This window comes from Streptomyces sp. NBC_00691 (assembly GCF_036226665.1).
Taxonomy (GTDB): Bacteria; Actinomycetota; Actinomycetes; order Streptomycetales; family Streptomycetaceae; genus Streptomyces.
The window spans coordinates 8,156,191-8,173,491 of record NZ_CP109007.1 but is presented as its reverse complement, the minus strand read 5'-3'; the positions used below and the strand labels follow the sequence as shown (position 1 = coordinate 8,173,491).

The 17,301-nt window shown below is 71.5% G+C and carries 18 protein-coding genes; 10 read left to right on the top strand and 8 right to left on the bottom strand.

What is annotated here, in order from left to right:
* The 5 genes from OG392_RS36600 to OG392_RS36580 all read left to right on the top strand — a co-directional run bounded on the left by OG392_RS36600 (position 1) and on the right by OG392_RS36580 (position 6,704).
* Complete coding sequence (locus tag OG392_RS36600; RefSeq protein WP_329286789.1) at positions 1–591, top strand: hypothetical protein; 591 nt, start codon at positions 1–3, stop codon at positions 589–591.
* A 206-nt stretch (positions 592–797) separates the two neighbouring features.
* Positions 798–2,210, top strand: coding sequence for a sensor histidine kinase (locus OG392_RS36595; RefSeq protein ID WP_329286787.1), 1,413 nt, complete (start codon positions 798–800; stop codon positions 2,208–2,210).
* Positions 2,211–2,497: 287 nt separating this feature from the next.
* Complete coding sequence (locus OG392_RS36590; protein WP_329286785.1) at positions 2,498–4,102, top strand: glycosyltransferase family 2 protein; 1,605 nt, start codon at positions 2,498–2,500, stop codon at positions 4,100–4,102.
* A complete protein-coding gene (locus OG392_RS36585) occupies positions 4,102–5,091 on the top strand; it encodes a glycoside hydrolase family 26 protein (RefSeq protein ID WP_329286783.1) in 990 nt (329 codons plus the stop codon). Before OG392_RS36590 ends, OG392_RS36585 begins: the two co-directional genes overlap by 1 nt.
* Positions 5,088–6,704, top strand: a complete 1,617-nt coding sequence (locus OG392_RS36580; protein ID WP_329286781.1) for an ArnT family glycosyltransferase — start codon at positions 5,088–5,090, stop codon at positions 6,702–6,704. Before OG392_RS36585 ends, OG392_RS36580 begins: the two co-directional genes overlap by 4 nt.
* Positions 6,705–6,733: 29 nt before the next feature.
* Here the strand turns inward: OG392_RS36580 and OG392_RS36575 are convergent, their stop codons facing one another.
* The 5 genes from OG392_RS36575 to OG392_RS36555 all read right to left on the bottom strand — a co-directional run bounded on the left by OG392_RS36575 (position 6,734) and on the right by OG392_RS36555 (position 11,312).
* Entirely contained in the window at positions 6,734–7,705 is a 972-nt protein-coding gene (locus OG392_RS36575) for a D-alanyl-D-alanine carboxypeptidase family protein (RefSeq protein ID WP_329286780.1), read from the bottom strand.
* 113 nt (positions 7,706–7,818) lie between these two features.
* Entirely contained in the window at positions 7,819–9,075 is a 1,257-nt protein-coding gene (locus OG392_RS36570) for a HAMP domain-containing sensor histidine kinase (protein WP_329286778.1), read from the bottom strand.
* Between the two features lie 16 nt (positions 9,076–9,091).
* Positions 9,092–9,850, bottom strand: a complete 759-nt coding sequence (cseB, locus tag OG392_RS36565; RefSeq protein WP_329286777.1) for a two-component system response regulator CseB — start codon at positions 9,848–9,850, stop codon at positions 9,092–9,094.
* Positions 9,851–9,917: 67 nt separating this feature from the next.
* Positions 9,918–10,973: an endonuclease/exonuclease/phosphatase family protein gene (locus OG392_RS36560; protein ID WP_443055035.1), complete on the bottom strand. Its 1,056-nt coding sequence runs from the start codon at positions 10,971–10,973 to the stop codon at positions 9,918–9,920.
* Positions 10,974–11,165: 192 nt separating this feature from the next.
* Entirely contained in the window at positions 11,166–11,312 is a 147-nt protein-coding gene (locus tag OG392_RS36555) for a hypothetical protein (protein ID WP_329286775.1), read from the bottom strand.
* A 213-nt stretch (positions 11,313–11,525) separates the two neighbouring features.
* Between OG392_RS36555 and OG392_RS36550 the strand changes: the two genes are divergently transcribed.
* Entirely contained in the window at positions 11,526–12,239 is a 714-nt protein-coding gene (locus OG392_RS36550; RefSeq protein ID WP_329286773.1) for a molybdopterin-dependent oxidoreductase, read from the top strand.
* Entirely contained in the window at positions 12,223–12,861 is a 639-nt protein-coding gene (locus OG392_RS36545; RefSeq protein WP_329286772.1) for a cytochrome b/b6 domain-containing protein, read from the top strand. The genes OG392_RS36550 and OG392_RS36545 overlap by 17 nt, the downstream gene beginning before the upstream one ends.
* 67 nt (positions 12,862–12,928) lie before the next feature.
* On the opposite strand, the gene OG392_RS36540 is transcribed toward OG392_RS36545, so the two are convergent.
* Positions 12,929–13,054, bottom strand: coding sequence for a hypothetical protein (locus OG392_RS36540; protein ID WP_329286771.1), 126 nt, complete (start codon positions 13,052–13,054; stop codon positions 12,929–12,931).
* Between the two features lie 222 nt (positions 13,055–13,276).
* Complete coding sequence (locus OG392_RS36535) at positions 13,277–13,669, bottom strand: hypothetical protein (RefSeq protein WP_329286770.1); 393 nt, start codon at positions 13,667–13,669, stop codon at positions 13,277–13,279.
* A gap of 230 nt (positions 13,670–13,899) precedes the next feature.
* Between OG392_RS36535 and OG392_RS36530 the strand changes: the two genes are divergently transcribed.
* The 3 genes from OG392_RS36530 (at position 13,900) to OG392_RS36520 (ending at position 15,826) form a co-directional block, all read left to right on the top strand.
* The gene (locus tag OG392_RS36530; protein WP_329286769.1) at positions 13,900–14,334 is read left to right on the top strand and encodes an ATP-binding protein; all 435 of its coding nucleotides are present in this window, start codon (positions 13,900–13,902) and stop codon (positions 14,332–14,334) included.
* 161 nt (positions 14,335–14,495) lie between these two features.
* Positions 14,496–15,062: an ECF RNA polymerase sigma factor SigK gene (gene sigK / locus OG392_RS36525; RefSeq protein WP_329286768.1), complete on the top strand. Its 567-nt coding sequence runs from the start codon at positions 14,496–14,498 to the stop codon at positions 15,060–15,062.
* Positions 15,059–15,826, top strand: a complete 768-nt coding sequence (locus tag OG392_RS36520; RefSeq protein ID WP_329286766.1) for an anti-sigma factor — start codon at positions 15,059–15,061, stop codon at positions 15,824–15,826. The genes sigK and OG392_RS36520 overlap by 4 nt, the downstream gene beginning before the upstream one ends.
* Positions 15,827–15,923: 97 nt before the next feature.
* Here the strand turns inward: OG392_RS36520 and OG392_RS36515 are convergent, their stop codons facing one another.
* Positions 15,924–17,114 carry a spore photoproduct lyase family protein gene (locus OG392_RS36515; RefSeq protein ID WP_443055034.1) on the bottom strand — a complete coding sequence of 397 codons (1,191 nt, stop codon included), beginning with the start codon at positions 17,112–17,114 and terminating at the stop codon, positions 15,924–15,926.
* Positions 17,115–17,301: the final 187 nt, after the last annotated feature.

The following is a 17,301-nucleotide window of genomic DNA, read 5'->3' as shown; positions in this document are numbered from 1 at the left end:
ATGAGACACTCCATGCCCGCGCCCCACCCGGCACCCCGCCGGCCCCGCTCGGCGCGCCCGCGCCTCGCCTGGGCCGGGGCCGCGCTGCTGGCCGCCGTCTCGCTGGCCGGCTGCGGCCAGGCGTACGCGCCGTCGCACACCGGCGCCGTGACGGAGTTCAACGAGAACGGGGTCACCGTCCGGCTGAGCGTGGCCGACTGGGAGTCCGACGCGGGGACCCTGGTCGCCACGTTCACGCCCGACGAAGCCGGCTTCCACCTCTACAGCACCGCGCTCCCCGCCGAGGGGGTCGAAGGAGTGGGGCGGCCGACCGAGGTCCGTCCCGTCGGTTCGGTCGCCACCGCCGGTGAGATGACGGTGGACAAGCCGGTCAAGAGCATCACGGTGCCGGGCGTGCGGGCCGCCGTACCGGTCTATCCCGACGGCCCCGTCACGGTGACGCTGCCGATCCGGGCGACCGCTCCGGGCGCGGCGAAGGTGTTGATCGGCTATGCGAGCTGCAGTTCGACCGAGGGGTGTACGATCCCGGTGGCCGACCGGCCGGTGTCCCTGCGCACCGGCGAGCACGGCCTGTCGTTCGGCACCTCCTGACGGCCCGTCGTGCCGGGTCAGGGGGCCGGTGACGGCACACGCCACTCCCGGCGGACGCCGTACCGGGAGACTTCCCGGAGGCCCGTCGCCTGGACCGCCGGACCCGCATCCCCCGACCGTGGCGCTGAGCGCACGGCTACCCGTTGGAGCGCCGCACCCGTGAGCCGAGGGCCCCGAAGACGCCACGCCGAGCCCTGGGCCCCGAGGTGAGGCGCTCCCTGGCAGGGGTGGCGCTGGCCGTCACGTCCATGGTGGCGCTGTCGTTCCTGATCCCGCTGGGGCTGCTCGTGATGTCGCTCGCCCGCGAGCAGAGCATCACGGCGGCCGAGCAGAGCGCGGCGGCGATGGCGCCGATCCTGACCCTCACGACGGACGCGGCCGAGCTGCGCGAGGCGGGGGCGGGGCTGCGCGCGGCCGAGCACATGGTCATCCATCTGCCGGACCACAGCACGGTGGGCGGCATGGGGCACGCTCCGCCGGACCTGCTGGGCCGGGCCGAGGAGGAACGCGAGTCCATCTCCCGGGACGTGCCCGGCGGCTGGATCTACCTGCAGCCGGTGATCCTGCCCCAGGACCGGGTCGCGGTGGTGGAGAACTTCGTCGCCGACGACGACCTGACCCGCGGCGTCGCCCTGTCATGGAGCGTCATGGCCGGTCTGGCGGTCGTCCTGCTCGGCGGCTCCGTCCTGGTCGCCGACCGCCTCGGCTCCGCCGTCGTCACGGCGGCGAAGCGGCTGGCCGAGGCATCACGTCGGCTCGGCACCGGCAGCCTCGACACCCGCGTCCAGCCGAAGGGGCCGCCGGAACTGAAAGAGGCGGGCACGGCGTTCAACACCATGGCCGACCGCATGACGGACCTGCTCGCCGTCGAACGGGAACTGGTCGCGGACCTGTCCCACCGGCTCCGCACTCCTCTCACCGCCCTGCACCTGGCGGTCGAGCGGATCGCGCCGAGCGCCGACACCGGACGGATCCAGACGGCCGTCGCCGAACTGGAGCGGGAGCTCAACGCGATCATCGCCGAGGCTCGCACCCCGCTCGCCGTCGGCCCGATGGGCCGGGCCCTGCGGGGCGAGGAGTCACCCGACGGGCCGCGGGAGAGCGGGGATCACTGCGAGGTCGCCGACGTCGTCCGTCGGCGCGCGGCCTTCTGGGCCGTGCTCGCGGGTCAGCAGGAGCGTCCCTGCACGCTCCAGATCACGGACGAGACGACCCCCGTCCGTCTCCCCGAGGCGGACATCACGGCCGTCGTGGACGCGCTCGTGGGCAACGTCTTCCGGTACACCTCGCGGGGCACCGCCCTGGAGGTCTCCGTGTGCCGCACCGCCCACACCGTGGAACTGACCGTTCACGACGCCGGCCCCGGCATCGCCGACCCGGACGGCGCCCTCGCCCGCGGCGGGAGTACGGGCTCCACCGGCCTCGGGCTCGACATCGCCCGCCGCGCGGCCCTCGCCGCCCGGGGCACCGTCCGCATCACGCACGGCCCCCTGGGCGGCGCCCGCGTGGCGGTCACGTTCCAGCTGTCGACGGGCACGGTGCCCGGGCGTCCACGCTCGCGCCGCAGGAGCCGGAGGGCGACCGCGGCCCGGACGACGCCGGGCGCGGCGGGCGACTGACAGCCGGCCCGGGGAGCCCGGCGGCCGGGGGGGGAGACCCGACGTCGCCAGCGGGTACTTCATCCACTCATCTGCGACGGCGGCGAAGCACTTCCGCGTATACGGCCCCGCTCCGATCGAAGATCCGCTCTCCACCGTCTCGTCCACGGCCACGGCGGACGCGTCGCCAATTCGGGGCAACCACGGGCGTTGCCGATCGCGTCACCGCCCTCCACCCGTTCGCCCCGCCTACATTCTCCAGACACATCGCCGCGATCCGTTCGGGGCGAGCCCGTCCGGAGGCGTCTATGAGTGCAGTCGACACCACCCATGAGGTGCCGCCGCGGGTGCGGCGACATCCAGGCGAGCGCCCGTCGAACGGAACGATACGAGGCGGCCTGTTGCCCGTACCGCCGTCCGACGCCGAGAAGTACGGCTACGTCCGGCGGCGACTGTGGTGGCTGACCCTCACCTCGCTCGTGAGCGTCGGATGCCTGGCCGTCAGCCAGTGCCGACTGATCGTCTCCACACCGGTCCTGTGGGTGTTCGCCCCGTTCCTGCTCCTGACCGCCCTGTACTACCTCATCTCGCTGTACACCAATCTGTTCAGTCGCGACTTCCACCTGCCGACGCACCGTGCGTTCGTCGACGGCTGGCGCCCCGCGAGCCCTCCCCGGGTCGACGTCCTCCTCCCGGTGTGCGGCGAACCGATCGAGCTGCTGCACAACACGTGGACCCACGTACGGACGCTCGCCGACCACTACCCGGGCGACTGCCTGCCGCTCGTCCTGGACGACTCGGACGACCCCGCGCTGCGTGCCATGGCGACCGACTTCGGTTTCGGGTATGCCGCGCGGCCCGATCGCGGCTGGTTCAAGAAGGCCGGAAACCTCCGCTTCGGCTGTGACCGGACCGACGGTACCTACATCCTGGTCCTCGACGCCGACTTCGCGCCGCGCGCCGACCTGCTGCACGAACTCCTCCCCTACCTGGAGGCGGACGGACGGCTCGCCATCGTCCAGTCCCCGCAGTACTTCCGCGTCCTCGACGCGCAGAACTGGATCGAGCGCGGAGCCGGCGCCGTCCAGGAGTTGTTCTACCGGGCCGTCCAAGTGTCCCGGCAGAGCAACGACGGAGCGATCTGCGTGGGCAGTTGCGCGGTCTACCGGCGCAGCGCCCTGGAGGAGAACGGCGGTACCACCCTCATCGAGCACTCCGAGGACGTGCACACCGGGTTCGACCTCCGCCGCCTCGGCTGGGATCTGCGGTACGTGCCGATCGCGCTGTCCGCGGGCGTGTGCCCCGACAACGCGCAGGCGTTCTTCAACCAGCAGTACCGCTGGTGCGCCGGCTCGATGAGCCTTCTCGGCAGCACCAAGTTCCGCGAGGCGGACCTCCGTGTCACGAGCAGGCTCTGCTACCTGTCGGGCTTCCTCTACTACCTCCACACCGCCCTGTTCACCTTCGTGGCGCCCCTCGTCCCGCTGCTCCTGCTGATCGCGTTCCCCGACAAGGCCACCGTGGACAGCCTCTGGCTGGTCCTCCCGAGCGTCCTCTACACGACGATCGTGTTCCCGTCGTGGCATCGCGTCCCCTACCGCCTGGAGGCGTGGGCGGCGCGCATGATGTACGGCTGGGCCCACGTCTTCGCCCTCTGGGACGCCCTGCGCGGCCGGCGCTTGGGCTGGCAGGCGACCGGATCGTCCGCGGCGCGACGGGGCGGCGCCACCCGGCACCGGACCGCGGTGTGGTTGTGGGGAGGCGGCACCGCGGTGGCGTGGGTGTCCGCCGGGTTCTGGCGCACGCTCACCGGCGACCCCGTCGACTTCGCCCTCCTCCTGTCCTCTGGACTCTTCTACGCGCTGATCGTGGCGCGGGTCCTGCTGCTCCCCCGGGCGAAAGGAGCCCAATGATGCCCGCGCCCCGTACCCCTGCCGCCTTGCTCTGCTCCCTCGTCGCCCTCGTCCTCGCCTTCGCGCTGACCGGATGCTCCCAGGGACCCGGGGGCCGGCCCGCCGCCGATGCGCCGGTGGCGGGAAGTGTGCCGTACGACGTACGCCCGCTGCTCCGGCCGCAGAAGAAGTACCTCGGTGTCTCCCGGCCCGGCGCGCCCCATTCGATGGAGCCGGCGAAGGACTGGGCCCGGCTGGTCGGCAAGGACCCGAACCTGATCGCCTACTACGCGGCCTGGGGTGACGGTTTCGACGCCGCGGGCACCCGCGACGCCTGGAACGCGGGGGCCCTGACCGTCGTCTCCTGGGAGCCGCGGAACGCCAGCCTCACCCGGATCGCGGACGGATCCACCGACGGGTACCTCCGAGGGTTCGCGAAGGCGGTCCGCACCCTCAACCTCCCGATCGGGATCAGCTTCGCGGACGAGATGAACGGTGACTGGGAGAGGTGGGGCACCCGCGGGACGACGTCGCAGGAGTACGTCCGGGCCTGGCGGCACGTCCACGACGTGTTCCAGGACGTCGGTGCCACGAACGTCATCTGGGTGTGGTCACCGAACATCATCGAACCGGACACCCAGGAGGATCTGAGCCGCTTCTATCCGGGTGACGGGTACGTCGACTGGGTCGGTCTGGTCGGCTACTTCACCCGCTGGGATCCGCACACGTTCGACGGCCTCTTCGGGGCGACCCTGGCCGAGGTCCAGCGGTTCAGCCACAAACCCCGGCTTCTGCTGGAGACGGGCGCCATGCCGGGACCGCAGCGCAGGAACGACGTCCGTGCCCTGTTCGACGGCGTCACGGCCGCCCCGGACATCGTGGGCTTCGCCTGGTTCGACCGCAAGGCGCGCGCCGACTGGCGGCTGTCCACGAGCGCCGACGGGGTCGGCGAGTTCCGCCGCCTCGCCGCGAACGACCTCTACGGCTTCGACGTGCGGAGAGCGCGATGACACGCCCGGAAACCCCGCTCCGGACCGCTGCCCCGTTCCCGGCGCAGCAGGGCGACCAGCGGGCCCCCGCCTACTGCCTGACCGAGATTCCCGAGTCCGCCTGGAGCGATGCCGGCGGGCCGCGGCGGACCTGGGTCAGCCGGGCGGCCCTGCTGGCTGTCCTGGCCCTGCAGGCGGCGCTGTCCCTGCGGTTGTCCAACACCGCGTTCCAGGACGAGGCCCTGTACCTGACGGCCGGTCACGCCCAGCTGGACCATCTGCTGCACAGCGCTCCGGCACCACGCGACTACGCCGCCTACTTCTCCGGCTCACCCCAGCTGTACCCCGTGCTCGCCGCGCTCGTGGACGCCCGGTTCGGACTCCACGGCGCGCGGCTGATGAGCCTGTGCTTCATGCTCGGAGCCACCGGACTGCTGTACTCGTTCACGCGACGGCTGTTCAACGAACGGACGGGTCTCGCCGCCGCCGCTCTGTTCGCCGTACTCCAGTCGACGGTGGTCATGGGCTACTTCGCCACCTACGACGCGCCCACCGTGTTCCTGCTGGCACTGGCCGCCTGGATCGTCGTCCGCACCGCGCGGGCCCCCGCACCGGCCGTACTGCTGGCCGCGCCGGTCATGCTCCTCGCCGTCGGGGTGAAGTACGCCGCGGGCCTGTACCTGCCGACCCTGGTCGCCCTGGCACTGCTCACGGCGCCGCCCGGCCGGGGTGCGAAAGCGCTTTTGCGCCCCCTGCTGCTCGTGGCGACCACGAGCGCTCTGCTGGCGCTCGGCGTCCACGGCACGGACCTGCTGGCCGGCGTGCGGCAGACCACCACCGCCCGCGACCACGGCACCGACGGGGCCGCGCTCCTGCTCGGCCGGTCCGCCGAGTGGGGCGCCCTGCTGTTCCTGACGGCGGTCGGCGGCGCGGTCTCGTACGCCCGGCGCGGCCGGCTGCACGAGTCACCGACCGCTTGGCGCCTCGGCGGACCCGGCCGTCGCCGCCGGGCCCTGCTGGGCCTGCTGCTGTGCGGCACGGCGCTCCTCGCTCCCGTCTACCAGGTGCATCTCGGGACCGGTGTATCGCTGTTCAAGCACGTCGGCTTCGGGCTCCTGTTCGCCGCGCCGATGGCCGGGGTGGGCCTGACCAGGCTCGTCGGCGCGCACTTCCGTCACCCGCAGCTCGGCCTCGCACTGTGGACGACCGCCCTGTGCCTCGGCATCTCGCAGTCGGACAGTCGCTTCGCGAACTGGCCCGACTCCACCGCGATGGTCCGGACGATCGCCGCGGACGTGAACGACAAGGGTCTCTACCTGAGTTCCACCCCGGAGGTACCCGTGTACTACCTGCGGGACAGGACTTCGCACGACCGGTGGCGAAGCGTCTTCGGCATGGACTACACCGACCCCGGCGGCCACCGGTACACCGGGGACGACGCCTATCGTGCGGCCGTGCGGGACGGCACGTTCGACCTGGTCGTGCTCGACGGATTCACCAACCCACGCGTCGACCGCGTCGTCACGGAGTCGCTGCGGAACAACCCGCACTACCGGCTGCTCGCCCATCTGACGTCCGGGGAACCGGGCGGGAACCGGGATCCTCACCGCTACCGGATCTGGGTCAGGCACTGACCTCGGCGCCGCTCTGCCCTCGTCTCCCGTTACGCGAGGGCCTGGGGCAGGGCGCTGCGGATGGCGGTGATCAGGGTGTGGCTGGCGTCGAAGGCGGCGGCCATCGCCTGGGTGGGGTTGGTGCCGGCCTGCTGGTGGAGCACGACACCGAGGATGAGGCGGGAGGTTCCTCCGACGTTCTGCGTGGCGGCCCACATGAGGTTGCCGCCGGCCGGAGTGGAGGAGCCGGTCTTCAGGCCGATCACTCCGTCTCGGCCGAGGAGTCTGTTGCTGTTGCGGATCTCCACGCCGACGCCGGGGGCCGTGACGGTGGGTGTGGCGACGATCCGGCGGAAGGCTTCGTTCTTCATGACGGCGCGGGCCAGTTTCAGCTGGTCGGTCGCCGTGCTCTTCGTGCTCGGCTCTATGCCCGAGGCTCCCGTGTAGTTCGTGCGGTCCATGGCGAGCGTCGCGGCGGCCTTGTTCATCTTCTCGGCGAACTCCTCCTGGCTGCCCGCGTCCCAGCGGGCCAGAAGTCTGGCGACGTTGTTTCCGGAGGGCAGCATCATGAGCTCCAGGAGCTGGCGCTGCGTGTACGCACGGCCGGCGACGAGGGGGGCGGTCGACTCGGTCGACGAGTACGACTCGTCGGCGGCTTGCCGGTCGGCGGTCACCGTGGCGCCCTCCTCGTCCGCGGACATGGGGTGGTCGGTGAGGATCACGTAGGCGGTCATGACTTTGGTGATGCTGGCGATCGGAACCGGTGTCTGTTCGCCCCTGGTCCCGAGGCTGCCGAGGCTTTCGACCTCCGCGCTCGACTGTCCTTCCGTCGGCCACGGCAGGTCCGCCGACCAGCTCGGGGCGGCGGGCGCTTCGATCTCCGAGGCGCCGCCGGGGCTGGATGGCCCTTCTCCACCGGAGGTGTACCACGTGGCCGCGCCGGTGACGAGGAGGGCGGCGGCCAGGTACGGGACGACGGGCGGGCGGAGCCCGGGGCGGCGACGGCGAGGGCTGGTGGACATGGGCGACCTCCAAGGCGAGTCGGGTGCGTGTCCCGCACCTGAGTTCACCTTCGAGGGGTCGTACTTCCGCAGGAGCACGCCCCTGTTTCCGTCGCCGCGGAGTCTTGTCGCGGTTACGTTTCAGAGGAGAGCGGTGCCAGGTCGAGGGTGGCGGTCGCGCCCGCGTCGGGGGCATTGGCGAAGGTCAGCCGGGCTCCGAGGACATCGGCCTGCCCGAGTGCGATGGTGAGGCCGAGGCCGTGGCCGCGTCCCCGTTCGGAGGTTCCCGTGCGGAAGCGCTGCGGGCCTTCGTCGAGGATCGTGGCGGGGAAGCCGGGCCCGTGGTCCCGCACCACGATCCGCGTGCCCGTGACGGTGACCTCGACGGGGATCGCTCCGTGCCGGTGCGCGTTGGTCACGAGGTTGACCACGATCCGTTCCACTCTGCGCGGGTCGGTCTCCACCACCTGGGCGTCCCCGGTCGTGACGAGGGTCTGCGTACCGGTGCGGCGCACGACGTCGGCGACCAGCTCCCCCAGGGGTACGACGTCGGTCCGGGCCCGTTCGGCCCCGGCGTCGAGCCGGGAGATCTCCAGGAGGTCCTCGACCAGACCGTTCAGTGCCGAGGCCCGGTCCCGTACGAGTTCAGCCGCTTCGTCGTCGTGCGGGAGCAGTTCCGCGGCGGTGGACAGCCCCATCAACGGGGTGCGCAGTTCATGGGCGACGTCCGCGGTGAATCGCCGCTCGTTCTCCAGCTTGCGCTGCAGGGTTCCGGCCATCACGTCCATGGCGGCCGACATCTCGGTGATCTCGTCCCGGGCCCGGCCGCGGGAGCCGATCCGTGCGTCGAGGTCCCCGTCGGCGATCGCCCGGGCGGTGCGGGAGCCGTGGCGCAGCCGGCGGTTGACGGGTTCGGTGGCCAGGGCCGCGAGCGGCACGATGACCGCGAGGGCGGCCAGCACGGCCTTGACGATGCTGCGGTCCAGGAGCTGGAGGCTGCGTACCTCGGTACTCATGTCCGTCCGGGCGACGAGTACCCGGTTGCCGTCGACGGGCATGGCCGCCCACAGCCAGTACCAGTTGGGGGGCTTCTTGTCGTACCAGGTCACGTACAGATCGCTCGGCCCCTTGGCTGTCAGGGCGCGTGCGAGGTGCGCGTCCAGCTGTTGGGGAGTGCGGATCTCGATGTCGAGAGGCGCGGTGCCCGTGCGGGTGTACTCACGCTCCGCGGCGGTCAGGCGGGCGGCGACGCGCTGTTCGCCGGTGCGGTCGCCGCGTTCGGATATGGCCTGGTGGACGAGCAGGCCGATCACCGCGGCCACCGCGCAGCAGGCGGCCGCGGTCAACGCCGCGATCTTCCAGCGCAGGGCGCGTGGGTTGAGGAGAGCCATGGGCCGGGCCGGCCTCTCAGTCGCGGACGAGTTTGTAGCCGAAGCCGCGGACGGTCTCGATCCGGCCGGTTCCGATCTTCTTGCGGAGGCGTAGGACGCACAGGTCCACGACCCGGGTGTCGCCCTCCCAGCCGTAGTCCCAGACGTCGCGGAGCAGCCGTCGGCGGTCCAGCACGGTGCCGGGTGACGCGGCGAACTCAAGGAGGAGACGTAGTTCGGTGGGGGTCAGCGGGACGGGCCGGCCGTCGCGGTGCACTTCCAGACCGACGGTGTCGACGGTGAGGTCGCCGAAGACCAGGACGTCGGCGGCTCCCCCACCGGCTCGGCCCGCGCGCGCGTGGGTGTCCGGGGGGCGGTTCGGAGCCCTCCCCGCCGGTTCGGGCCGCTGGAAGCTCGCGCGGCGCAGCAGCATACGGATGCGGGCGACGAGGACGGCGGTGTCGACGGGTTTGACGACGTAGTCGTCAGCGCCCGCTTCCAGGCCTGCGACGACGTCGAGGGCGTCGCCACGCGCGGACATCATCAGGATCGGTACCAGGCTCTCCTCCCGGATCCGCTGGCACAGCCCGATGCCGTCGAGCTGGGGCAGCATGACGTCCAGGATCAGCAGATCGTGGGCGTCGGCCCGGAATGCCTCAAGGCCGGAGAGTCCGTCCGCGGCCACCTCGACCCGGTAGCCGTAGCGCTCCAGGAAGAGTTGGACGGTTCGGCGGATGACGGCGTCGTCCTCGACGACGAGGAGGCTGACGGGGCCTGGTACGGGGATGACCGACATACGACCTATCTATTCGTGCGCAAGCATATGCTTTTGTCATCTTAGGCAGGTGGTCGAGGGGTCCGGTTCACAGCCGCAGCGAGGCCGCGACGGGAAGGTGGTCGCTGCCGGTGGCCGCCAGCGACCAGGAGGAGGCGGGGGTCACTCCCCTGACGAGGATCTGGTCGATGCGTACCAGCGGGAACGCCGCCGGCCAGGTGAAGCCGAAGCCGGCGCCCGCTTCCCCCTGCACGGAGCGCAGCTGTGAGGTCAGCGGCCTCAGCGCCGTGTCCTCGCTCGTCCCGTTGAAGTCGCCCATCACGACGACCCGGGGCAGCCGCTCCGCGCGCACGGCATCGGCGAGATTCCTGCCCGCCTCGTTGCGGCGGGCCGTGGCGAAACCGGCAGGGGTCACCCGTACCGACGCGAGGTGAGCGGCGAACACGGCGACGGGCCCTTTCGGGGTGTGCACCGTGGCCCGTACCGCACGGGTCCAGGGCATGATCGGCACGGGTTCCACGCGGCGCATCGGGTACGTGCTCCACAGTCCGATGCCGAGGTGTACCGAGTGGTAGGGGTAGTCGGCGGCCAGCTCACGCTCGTACACGGGTGCGGTCGTCGAGGACAGCTCTTCCAGGGCGAGCACGTGCGCGCCGGACCGGGCCAGCGCCCGTGCGGTGCGCCCAGGATCCCGGTTCGCCTCCCCCACGTTGTGAGTGACCACGACCAGGTCGCCGCCGGCGGAGGTCTTGTCGGCCACCACGCCACCGAAGAGGGACACCCAGACGATCGCGGGCACGAGCACAGCGACGGCCGCCGGCCGGGACCGCCGAACCGCAGCCACGACGAGCAGCACCGGAACGCTCAGCCCGGCCCACGGCAGAAAGGTCGCGACGAGGCTGCCCAGATGGCCGGGCGTGTTGGGAATCCGGGCGTGCAGCAGCATCAGCACCGCACTGCACAACGCGCATGCGGCGACCACGCGGCCACGACGACCCACCGGGATCCAGCCCGCGCGCCGCCACCGTCCCCCGTCCCGGGACGGGTCGGCGGACCCGGCCCGGGTGGTGGGCTCCGCAGGGGCGGCAGGCTCCTCCTCGGCAGGAGGAGCGGCGGGATCGGGGCGGTGGGGAGTACTCAGCACGACATCGGCCTCCGGCATCACGTGCACCCGGGAATCGGGTACCGGCACAGAGTCACGTGGCCACCCTTCCAGCCGGCCCGAGCACCGCTTCGAGCACCCCACGGCTGTGTTTCAGATGCGTATCGACGCGCACGCTCCCGCGGTCCGGACGGTCCGTTGCCGTTGCCGTTGCCGTTGCCGTTGCCGTTGCCATCAGCGTCTCCACCGGCGCTCCGGCGCGGTCACCCAGAACACCAGGCCCACGACCGCGTAGATGACCCCTCCGACGATCACCAGAGGTATGCCCGCAACGAGAAGGAACCCCAGGAGGAGTTCTCCCCAAGTCGGCTCATCGTCCACGGTGTTCCCCTCCCTACGCCCTGCACGTCATGACTCGGGAGAGCCCGATGCGGTTCCCCGCCTGGCGGGGACTTCGACGTCACGCCCCTCGCCGACGGCGGCCGTCTGACACCGGGGCCGGTCGCGTCGCACACCCCGTACGGAGATGACGAAAGTCTGACGGAACGGCTCCGGCCCTGGTCGTGAGCGGAGAGAGCTGGTCGGATCGGGCAGGTGAACAGCGCAGGAGAACATCCCCGAGGCGCCCCGGTCGGCCGCCGCGTCGTGCTCGGCCTGCTCGGGCTCGGCGCGGCCGGCGTCGTGACCGGGCCGTACCTCCAGCAGGCCCAGAGCACTCTCGCCGCAAAGGATCCGACCGGACTGAGCGGGCTGCTGCCAGGCGGTGGCGGCTTCCGGTACTACTCCGTGGTCTCCTCGGTGCCCGCCCGCACCGAGCAGACCTACACGTTGACCGTGGACGGCCTGGTCGAGCGTCCGGCCCGCTTCCGACTGGCCGATCTGAGGGCCATGGCGCAGCGCCGCATCGTGCGTGATGTGCAGTGCGTGACCGGCTGGCGGGTCCCGGACACACCGTTCGAGGGAGTCCCTCTCGCGCACCTGCTGGATGTGGCGGGTGTTCGGGCGGAGGCTCGGGCGGTACGGTTCACCTGCTTCGACGGCACGTACACCGAGAGCCTCACCCTCGAACAGGCACGTCGCGACGACGTGCTGGTGGCGCTGCGGATGCAGGACGCCGCGATCTCCCATGCCCACGGTGGGCCGGTGCGCCTGTACGTGGCTCCGATGTACTTCTACAAGTCCGCCAAGTGGCTGTCCGGCATCACCGTCACGTCGACGGTGCGGCCCGGTTACTGGGAGCAGTACGGCTACGAGGTCGACGCGTGGGTCGGCCGGTCGAACGGGCGAGACGATGCGCCGACCACCTGATGCCGACCGTCTGCTCCGCTTCGCGCGCCCGGTGCGCTGGGCGCACCGGACCACCGCAGGGCTGATGCTGACCTGCCTGTTCACCGCGGCCTGCCTCTATGTGACGCCCCTGGCCGAACTGGTCGGGCGTCGGCGGCTCGTCACCACCGTGCACGTGTGGGCCGGCGTGGCCCTCCCGGTGCCCCTGCTGTGCGGGCTGGCCTTCCGGGCGCTGCGCGCGGACGTGGCCCGGCTGAGCCGGTTCGCCCCTGTGGACCGTGCGTGGCTGCGGGCGGTGCGGACCCGTACCGCGTACCGCCCGGCGGGGAAGTTCAACGCCGGTCAGAAGCTGTACGCGCAGTGGACGCTCGGATCGATGCTGGTGATGCTCGGCACGGGACTGTTGATGTGGCTCACCCACCTCGCGCCGCCGTCGCTGCGGCCGGGTGCGACGTTCGTCCATGACTGGCTCGCCTGGGCCGTCGCGGCGGTGACCGCAGGACACATCTGGATGGCGGTACGGGATCCCCAGGCCCGGCTCGGCATGCGCACCGGACTGGTCGACCGCGGCTGGGCCGTACGGGAGCATCCGCACTGGGAGCAGGAACGGCCCGCTGAGTCGGCACCTGGGACGGTGCCCTGAGGTTCCCCGCCGGCCTGCTCCGCCTGCATCCGACGGAGCGGACGGCCTCCCAGACCACCCTAGGTCGTCAGCCGATGCGGTCGTGGACGAAAGCGAGCTGGGTGCTTTCGTGCACGCGTCCTCCGCCCTCGTGGCCGTTGAAGGGGTACACCTCCACCGTCTTGCTCGCGGCGTACCGGTGATGTCGCGGCATGTGGGCCGGCCGCAACGTCGACGACGGCGGCCCCCCGTGGTACTTCGCGGGCCGCATCGACCGCGTCACGGTCCACCGGACGGGCTGAGGCGGAACGCCGCCGGACAGGCCGGGCCGGACAACCACCCGGACGGGCTGATCCTCGCCCAGACCCGCGCTGAGGGCCAGGCACAAGGCCTGGCCCTCAGCGGCAGGGGTACGAGGTCGACCGTTCACCGGCGGTCACCGGTGGTGGCAGTCCCAGTGGCCCTTCACCCAGTGGTGATCCCAGTGGGCGGGGACGTAGACCCACTTGTACTGGCGATCGTGATTCCAGTAGCCCTTGTGCCAGTCACCGTGCTTGTCGTGATGGCCGGGGTGCCACGTCTTGTGATGAGCCCACTTCTTCTCCCAGTGGCCCTTCACCCACTTCTTCTCCCAGTGCCCCTTCTTCCACTCGCACCGGTCGTGACGGTCGTGGTGGTCCTGACCGTCACCGGCCACGACGGTCGCGACGGATGCGGGCGCGGGTGCCGCGGTCGCCGTGCCGGACATGCCGAGCGCGGCGCCGCCGGCCAGCAGTCCCGCCGCTGCGGCACTTGCCACCAGACGACGGGCGCGCATGGACGCGGTCATCGGACACACCTCCCTCTACTGATCGACTTCCGTGAGCACGACGAGCGATGCCGTGGGGTCCGACCTGCTGACTCGCCGTGCGGGGTCATCAGGGATTCGGAGCCGATCCACCGGCAGATGAAGGAGCGCCGGAAAACGTGCGGATCGGAGGGGAACGGCGCCCGGGGCTCATCCGCGCCCGGGACGGCTACGAATCCCTCACAGAAGGTCCCCGTCCCCAGGGAGCGGTCATGGCCGTCGTCGCATCACCCTCAGCGTCCAGCGTGACGCGCCTCGTCGTGGCTCTGCCCTGGGGCCTGCGGACTCCGGCCGCGGCCCGTCGCATCGCGGTCCGGTGGCTGGAAGAGACCGAATGCACCCGAACGGCCGACGTCGTCCTGGTCGTGTCCGAACTCGTCACCAACGCCGTCCGCCACACCCGCGGCCCGTGTCTCCTGACGCTCACCGAGGACGGCGAGTCCCTGGACATCGCCGTCACCGACTACAGCGAGGACATGCCCGACGTGCACCGGCCCGCCGGCGGCGACCAGCGAGGCGGCTTCGGCCTGGAGATCATGCACCATCTGGGCGACTCCGTCAGGGTGGTGCCCCGCATCGGAGGCAAGACCGTCCACGTCGCGCTGCGGGTCCAGGCCCCGGCACACGACCGCCGGAGGCCGCCGTGAAGGGCTACGGCCCCGAGCCGGAACTCACCCGGCTGGCGCGGCCACACGGCACGACCCCGTCCCAGGCGGCAGAGTCGGACAGGTCGGGCCGCTTCGAGCAGGGCGACCCGGCCACACACACCGGGGCGACCGACCACCAGAGGCACGATGGGGGAAGACCATTGCCTCACTCACGCGAACCGCACGCCGACCTCGACACGCTGATGCTCCGGGCGGCGAACGGCGACAGGGACGCGTTCGCCGGCGTCTACGACGCGCTGGTCCAGCCGGTGATGGGGCTGGCCTGCCGGATCCTGCGGGACGCCGGCCAGGCCGAGGAGGTGACCCAGGACGTCATGATCGAGGTGTGGCGGACGGCGGACCGTTTCCGGCCTGACCTCGGAACGGCGAAAGCATGGGTGCTGACTCTCGCCCATCGGCGCACCGTGGACCGGGTGCGTTCCGTCCAGGCGAGCAAGGACCGCGAGGTGCGTGCCGGGATGCTGTCGACGGACCGGGATTTCGACCAGGTCGCCGAGACCGTCGAGAACCTCGATGAGCGGCGCCGTGTCCACCGCTGTCTGGCGGCCCTGGCCCGCCTCCAGCGAGTGCCACTGGTGCTCGCCTACTACCAGGGAATGACCTGTCTCGAGGTGGCGCGCTCGCTGTCCACCCCCGAGGGCACGGTGAAATCCCGTATGCGGAAGGGCCTCGATCAGCTGCGCACCTGTCTGGAGGCCGGACCATGACGACGGCAGAGGATCCGCACCTCGGTGCCGGGGCGTATGTCCTGCACGCGCTGACACCGGCGGAGGAAGCCGCCTTCGAGAATCATCTCGCCGGCTGCGATGTCTGCCGCGAGGACGTGACCGTGTTCGAGAGGACAGCCGCCGCGCTCGCCTCCGCCGAGAGCGCCCCGGTCCCCGTCGGCCTGCGTGCGCGCGTCATGGAGCAGGTGTCCCGCACGCCGCAGGACCGTCGGCATCCCACCGCCCGGCCCCATGGCGGATTCTTCCGCCGGAACGGATGGCGCCTCGCGCTCGCTGCGAGCGTCGTGGCGGCGGCCGCGCTCGGCGCTGTCGCCGTCCGGCAGCACGAGGAGGCCGACGAAGCGCGTGCCCAGGCGGTCCAGGCGCGGGAGCAGGCTCGCACCGCGGGCGGAGCCTTCGCGGACATTCTCACGGCCCCCGACGCCACCGTGCACACCAGTGAGCTCCCCGACGGAGCCAAGGCCGCGGTCGTCGTCTCCCGCGCCGAGGCCAAGGCCGCCTTCAGCGCCCGCGACCTCCCGGCGCTGCCGAGTGGCGCGGTGTACGAACTCTGGTACGCCGGGGAGGCCGGGGACCTGCGCCCGGCGGGCCTTCTGGCCGATGACGGCGAGCGCGCCACGCGCGTCCTCGACGGCCCCCTGGGCAACGCGGTCGCCGTCGGGATCACCGTCGAGCCCGCGGGCGGCTCCGACCAGCCGACCACGGAACCCCTCGGCATCATCCCCATCAGCGCCGAGGCCTAGGGCCTGTCGTCACACTCCCGTCTTCCCCACCTGCCCGGTGGTCCGCATCGAGGTCGCGTCGGCGGCATGGTCCCGCGGTGCGCGGGCGCGTCGGGCGTCAGAAGGCGTAGCGCACCCGCAGCCACGGGGCGCGATCCTCGACCAAACGGGTCAACGTGTCGACGGCCTCCGCCTTGATCGCATTGCGGTAGCGCACGTTCCAGCTGCCGTTCTCGGAGCGCTTGGGCTGCTGGATGTCCGGACGCCAGAGAACGTCCTCCGCGCGCGGGTGCCAGCCGAGATTGACCTGGTGCAGGTCCTGGTTGTGGGTCAGCAGGATGATCTCCGCCGCCGCCTGGGTCTTCACCCGCCGCGGGAGCACGTCGTCCATGGCCCGGAGCACATCGGCCCAGGCCTGTTGCCAACCGGTGCGGATCACCACCGGGGACAGGTTGAAGTGCACCTCGTACCCGGCGTCGAGGAAGTCCGCGGCGGCGGCGAGACGGTCCGGGACGGGACTGGTCCGGATGTCGAGGAGCCGGGAGTCGTCGGACGGCATGACCGAGAACCGGATCCTGGTACGGCCCCGCGGATCGAGCCGTAGCAGGTCGGGATTGACGAACTTGGTGGCGAACGAGGCCTTGGCGGTGGGCCACCGTCGGAACGCGCGGATCAGGTCGGCGGTGTTGTCACTGATGAGGTCGTCGACCGAGCAGTCGCCGTTCTCCCCGATGTCGTACACCCAGGCGTGCTCATCGCATTGGCTGGGTTCCTGCTTGCGCCCCAGCCCGGCGATGTGGCGACTCAGGCTGCCCAGGACCCGCTCGACGTTGGTGAACACCGTGATGGGGTTCGCGAACCCCTTGCGCCTCGGGACGTAGCAGTACGCACAGGCCATGGCGCAGCCGTTGGAGAGCCCCGGGGCGATCCAGTCGGCGGAGCGTCCGTTGGGCCGGATACCGAAGGACTTCCGTTCGCCCAGGACGAGGGTGTCGCGCTTGACCCTCACCCATCGCTCCACGTTTCCTTCATTGCCGTGCAGATGCGGAATGCGCCAGTGGGAGTCGGTCTCGATGAGCCGGGCCTCGGGAAAGCGCGAGATGATCTGCCGCCCCCGCAACGAGTCCGCGGCGGCCGGCTCGGCGTGGATCTCCCTCACGTCGAGCAGCCTGCGCGCCTGCGGCCCCTCGCGGAACCGACGCCCGTCCGTGGCTTCCGTCGGCGTCGCGGCGGCGGCGAGGTCGCTCATGCTGAACAACCCGTCGGCGTCGTCCCCCGGCGGGCCGGGGTCTCCGGAACTCTGTCGCATCTCCACTCCACTGTCACGCACGCCACCGCTGTCCGCGCGACCGGCCGGACGGGGCCGACGGGCGGAGGCGTGCACCAAGGGTACGGAGGGCGGCTGACACACCGGAGCTTTCGGTGGGCGATCGACCGGGCTCGGCCGGTCGACCCCCGGATCCGAAGGGCCGGCCCCTGCGGGGCCGCGTCGCAAC

Bases quoted from the DNA above. Each gene is read 5' to 3' on its own strand.
- OG392_RS36600 (WP_329286789.1), top strand. From the start codon at position 1: ATGAGACACTCCATGCCCGCGCCCCACCCGGCACCCCGCCGGCCCCGC.
- OG392_RS36590 (WP_329286785.1), top strand. From the start codon at position 2,498: ATGAGTGCAGTCGACACCACCCATGAGGTGCCGCCGCGGGTGCGGCGA.
- OG392_RS36585 (WP_329286783.1), top strand. From the start codon at position 4,102: ATGCCCGCGCCCCGTACCCCTGCCGCCTTGCTCTGCTCCCTCGTCGCC.
- OG392_RS36580 (WP_329286781.1), top strand. From the start codon at position 5,088: ATGACACGCCCGGAAACCCCGCTCCGGACCGCTGCCCCGTTCCCGGCG.
- OG392_RS36575 (WP_329286780.1), bottom strand. From the start codon at position 7,705: ATGTCCACCAGCCCTCGCCGTCGCCGCCCCGGGCTCCGCCCGCCCGTC.
- OG392_RS36570 (WP_329286778.1), bottom strand. From the start codon at position 9,075: ATGGCTCTCCTCAACCCACGCGCCCTGCGCTGGAAGATCGCGGCGTTG.
- cseB (WP_329286777.1), bottom strand. From the start codon at position 9,850: ATGTCGGTCATCCCCGTACCAGGCCCCGTCAGCCTCCTCGTCGTCGAG.
- OG392_RS36545 (WP_329286772.1), top strand. From the start codon at position 12,223: ATGCGCCGACCACCTGATGCCGACCGTCTGCTCCGCTTCGCGCGCCCG.
- OG392_RS36540 (WP_329286771.1), bottom strand. From the start codon at position 13,054: ATGCCGCGACATCACCGGTACGCCGCGAGCAAGACGGTGGAGGTGTAC.
- OG392_RS36535 (WP_329286770.1), bottom strand. From the start codon at position 13,669: ATGACCGCGTCCATGCGCGCCCGTCGTCTGGTGGCAAGTGCCGCAGCG.
- OG392_RS36530 (WP_329286769.1), top strand. From the start codon at position 13,900: ATGGCCGTCGTCGCATCACCCTCAGCGTCCAGCGTGACGCGCCTCGTC.
- OG392_RS36520 (WP_329286766.1), top strand. From the start codon at position 15,059: ATGACGACGGCAGAGGATCCGCACCTCGGTGCCGGGGCGTATGTCCTG.
- OG392_RS36515 (WP_443055034.1), bottom strand. From the start codon at position 17,114: ATGCGACAGAGTTCCGGAGACCCCGGCCCGCCGGGGGACGACGCCGAC.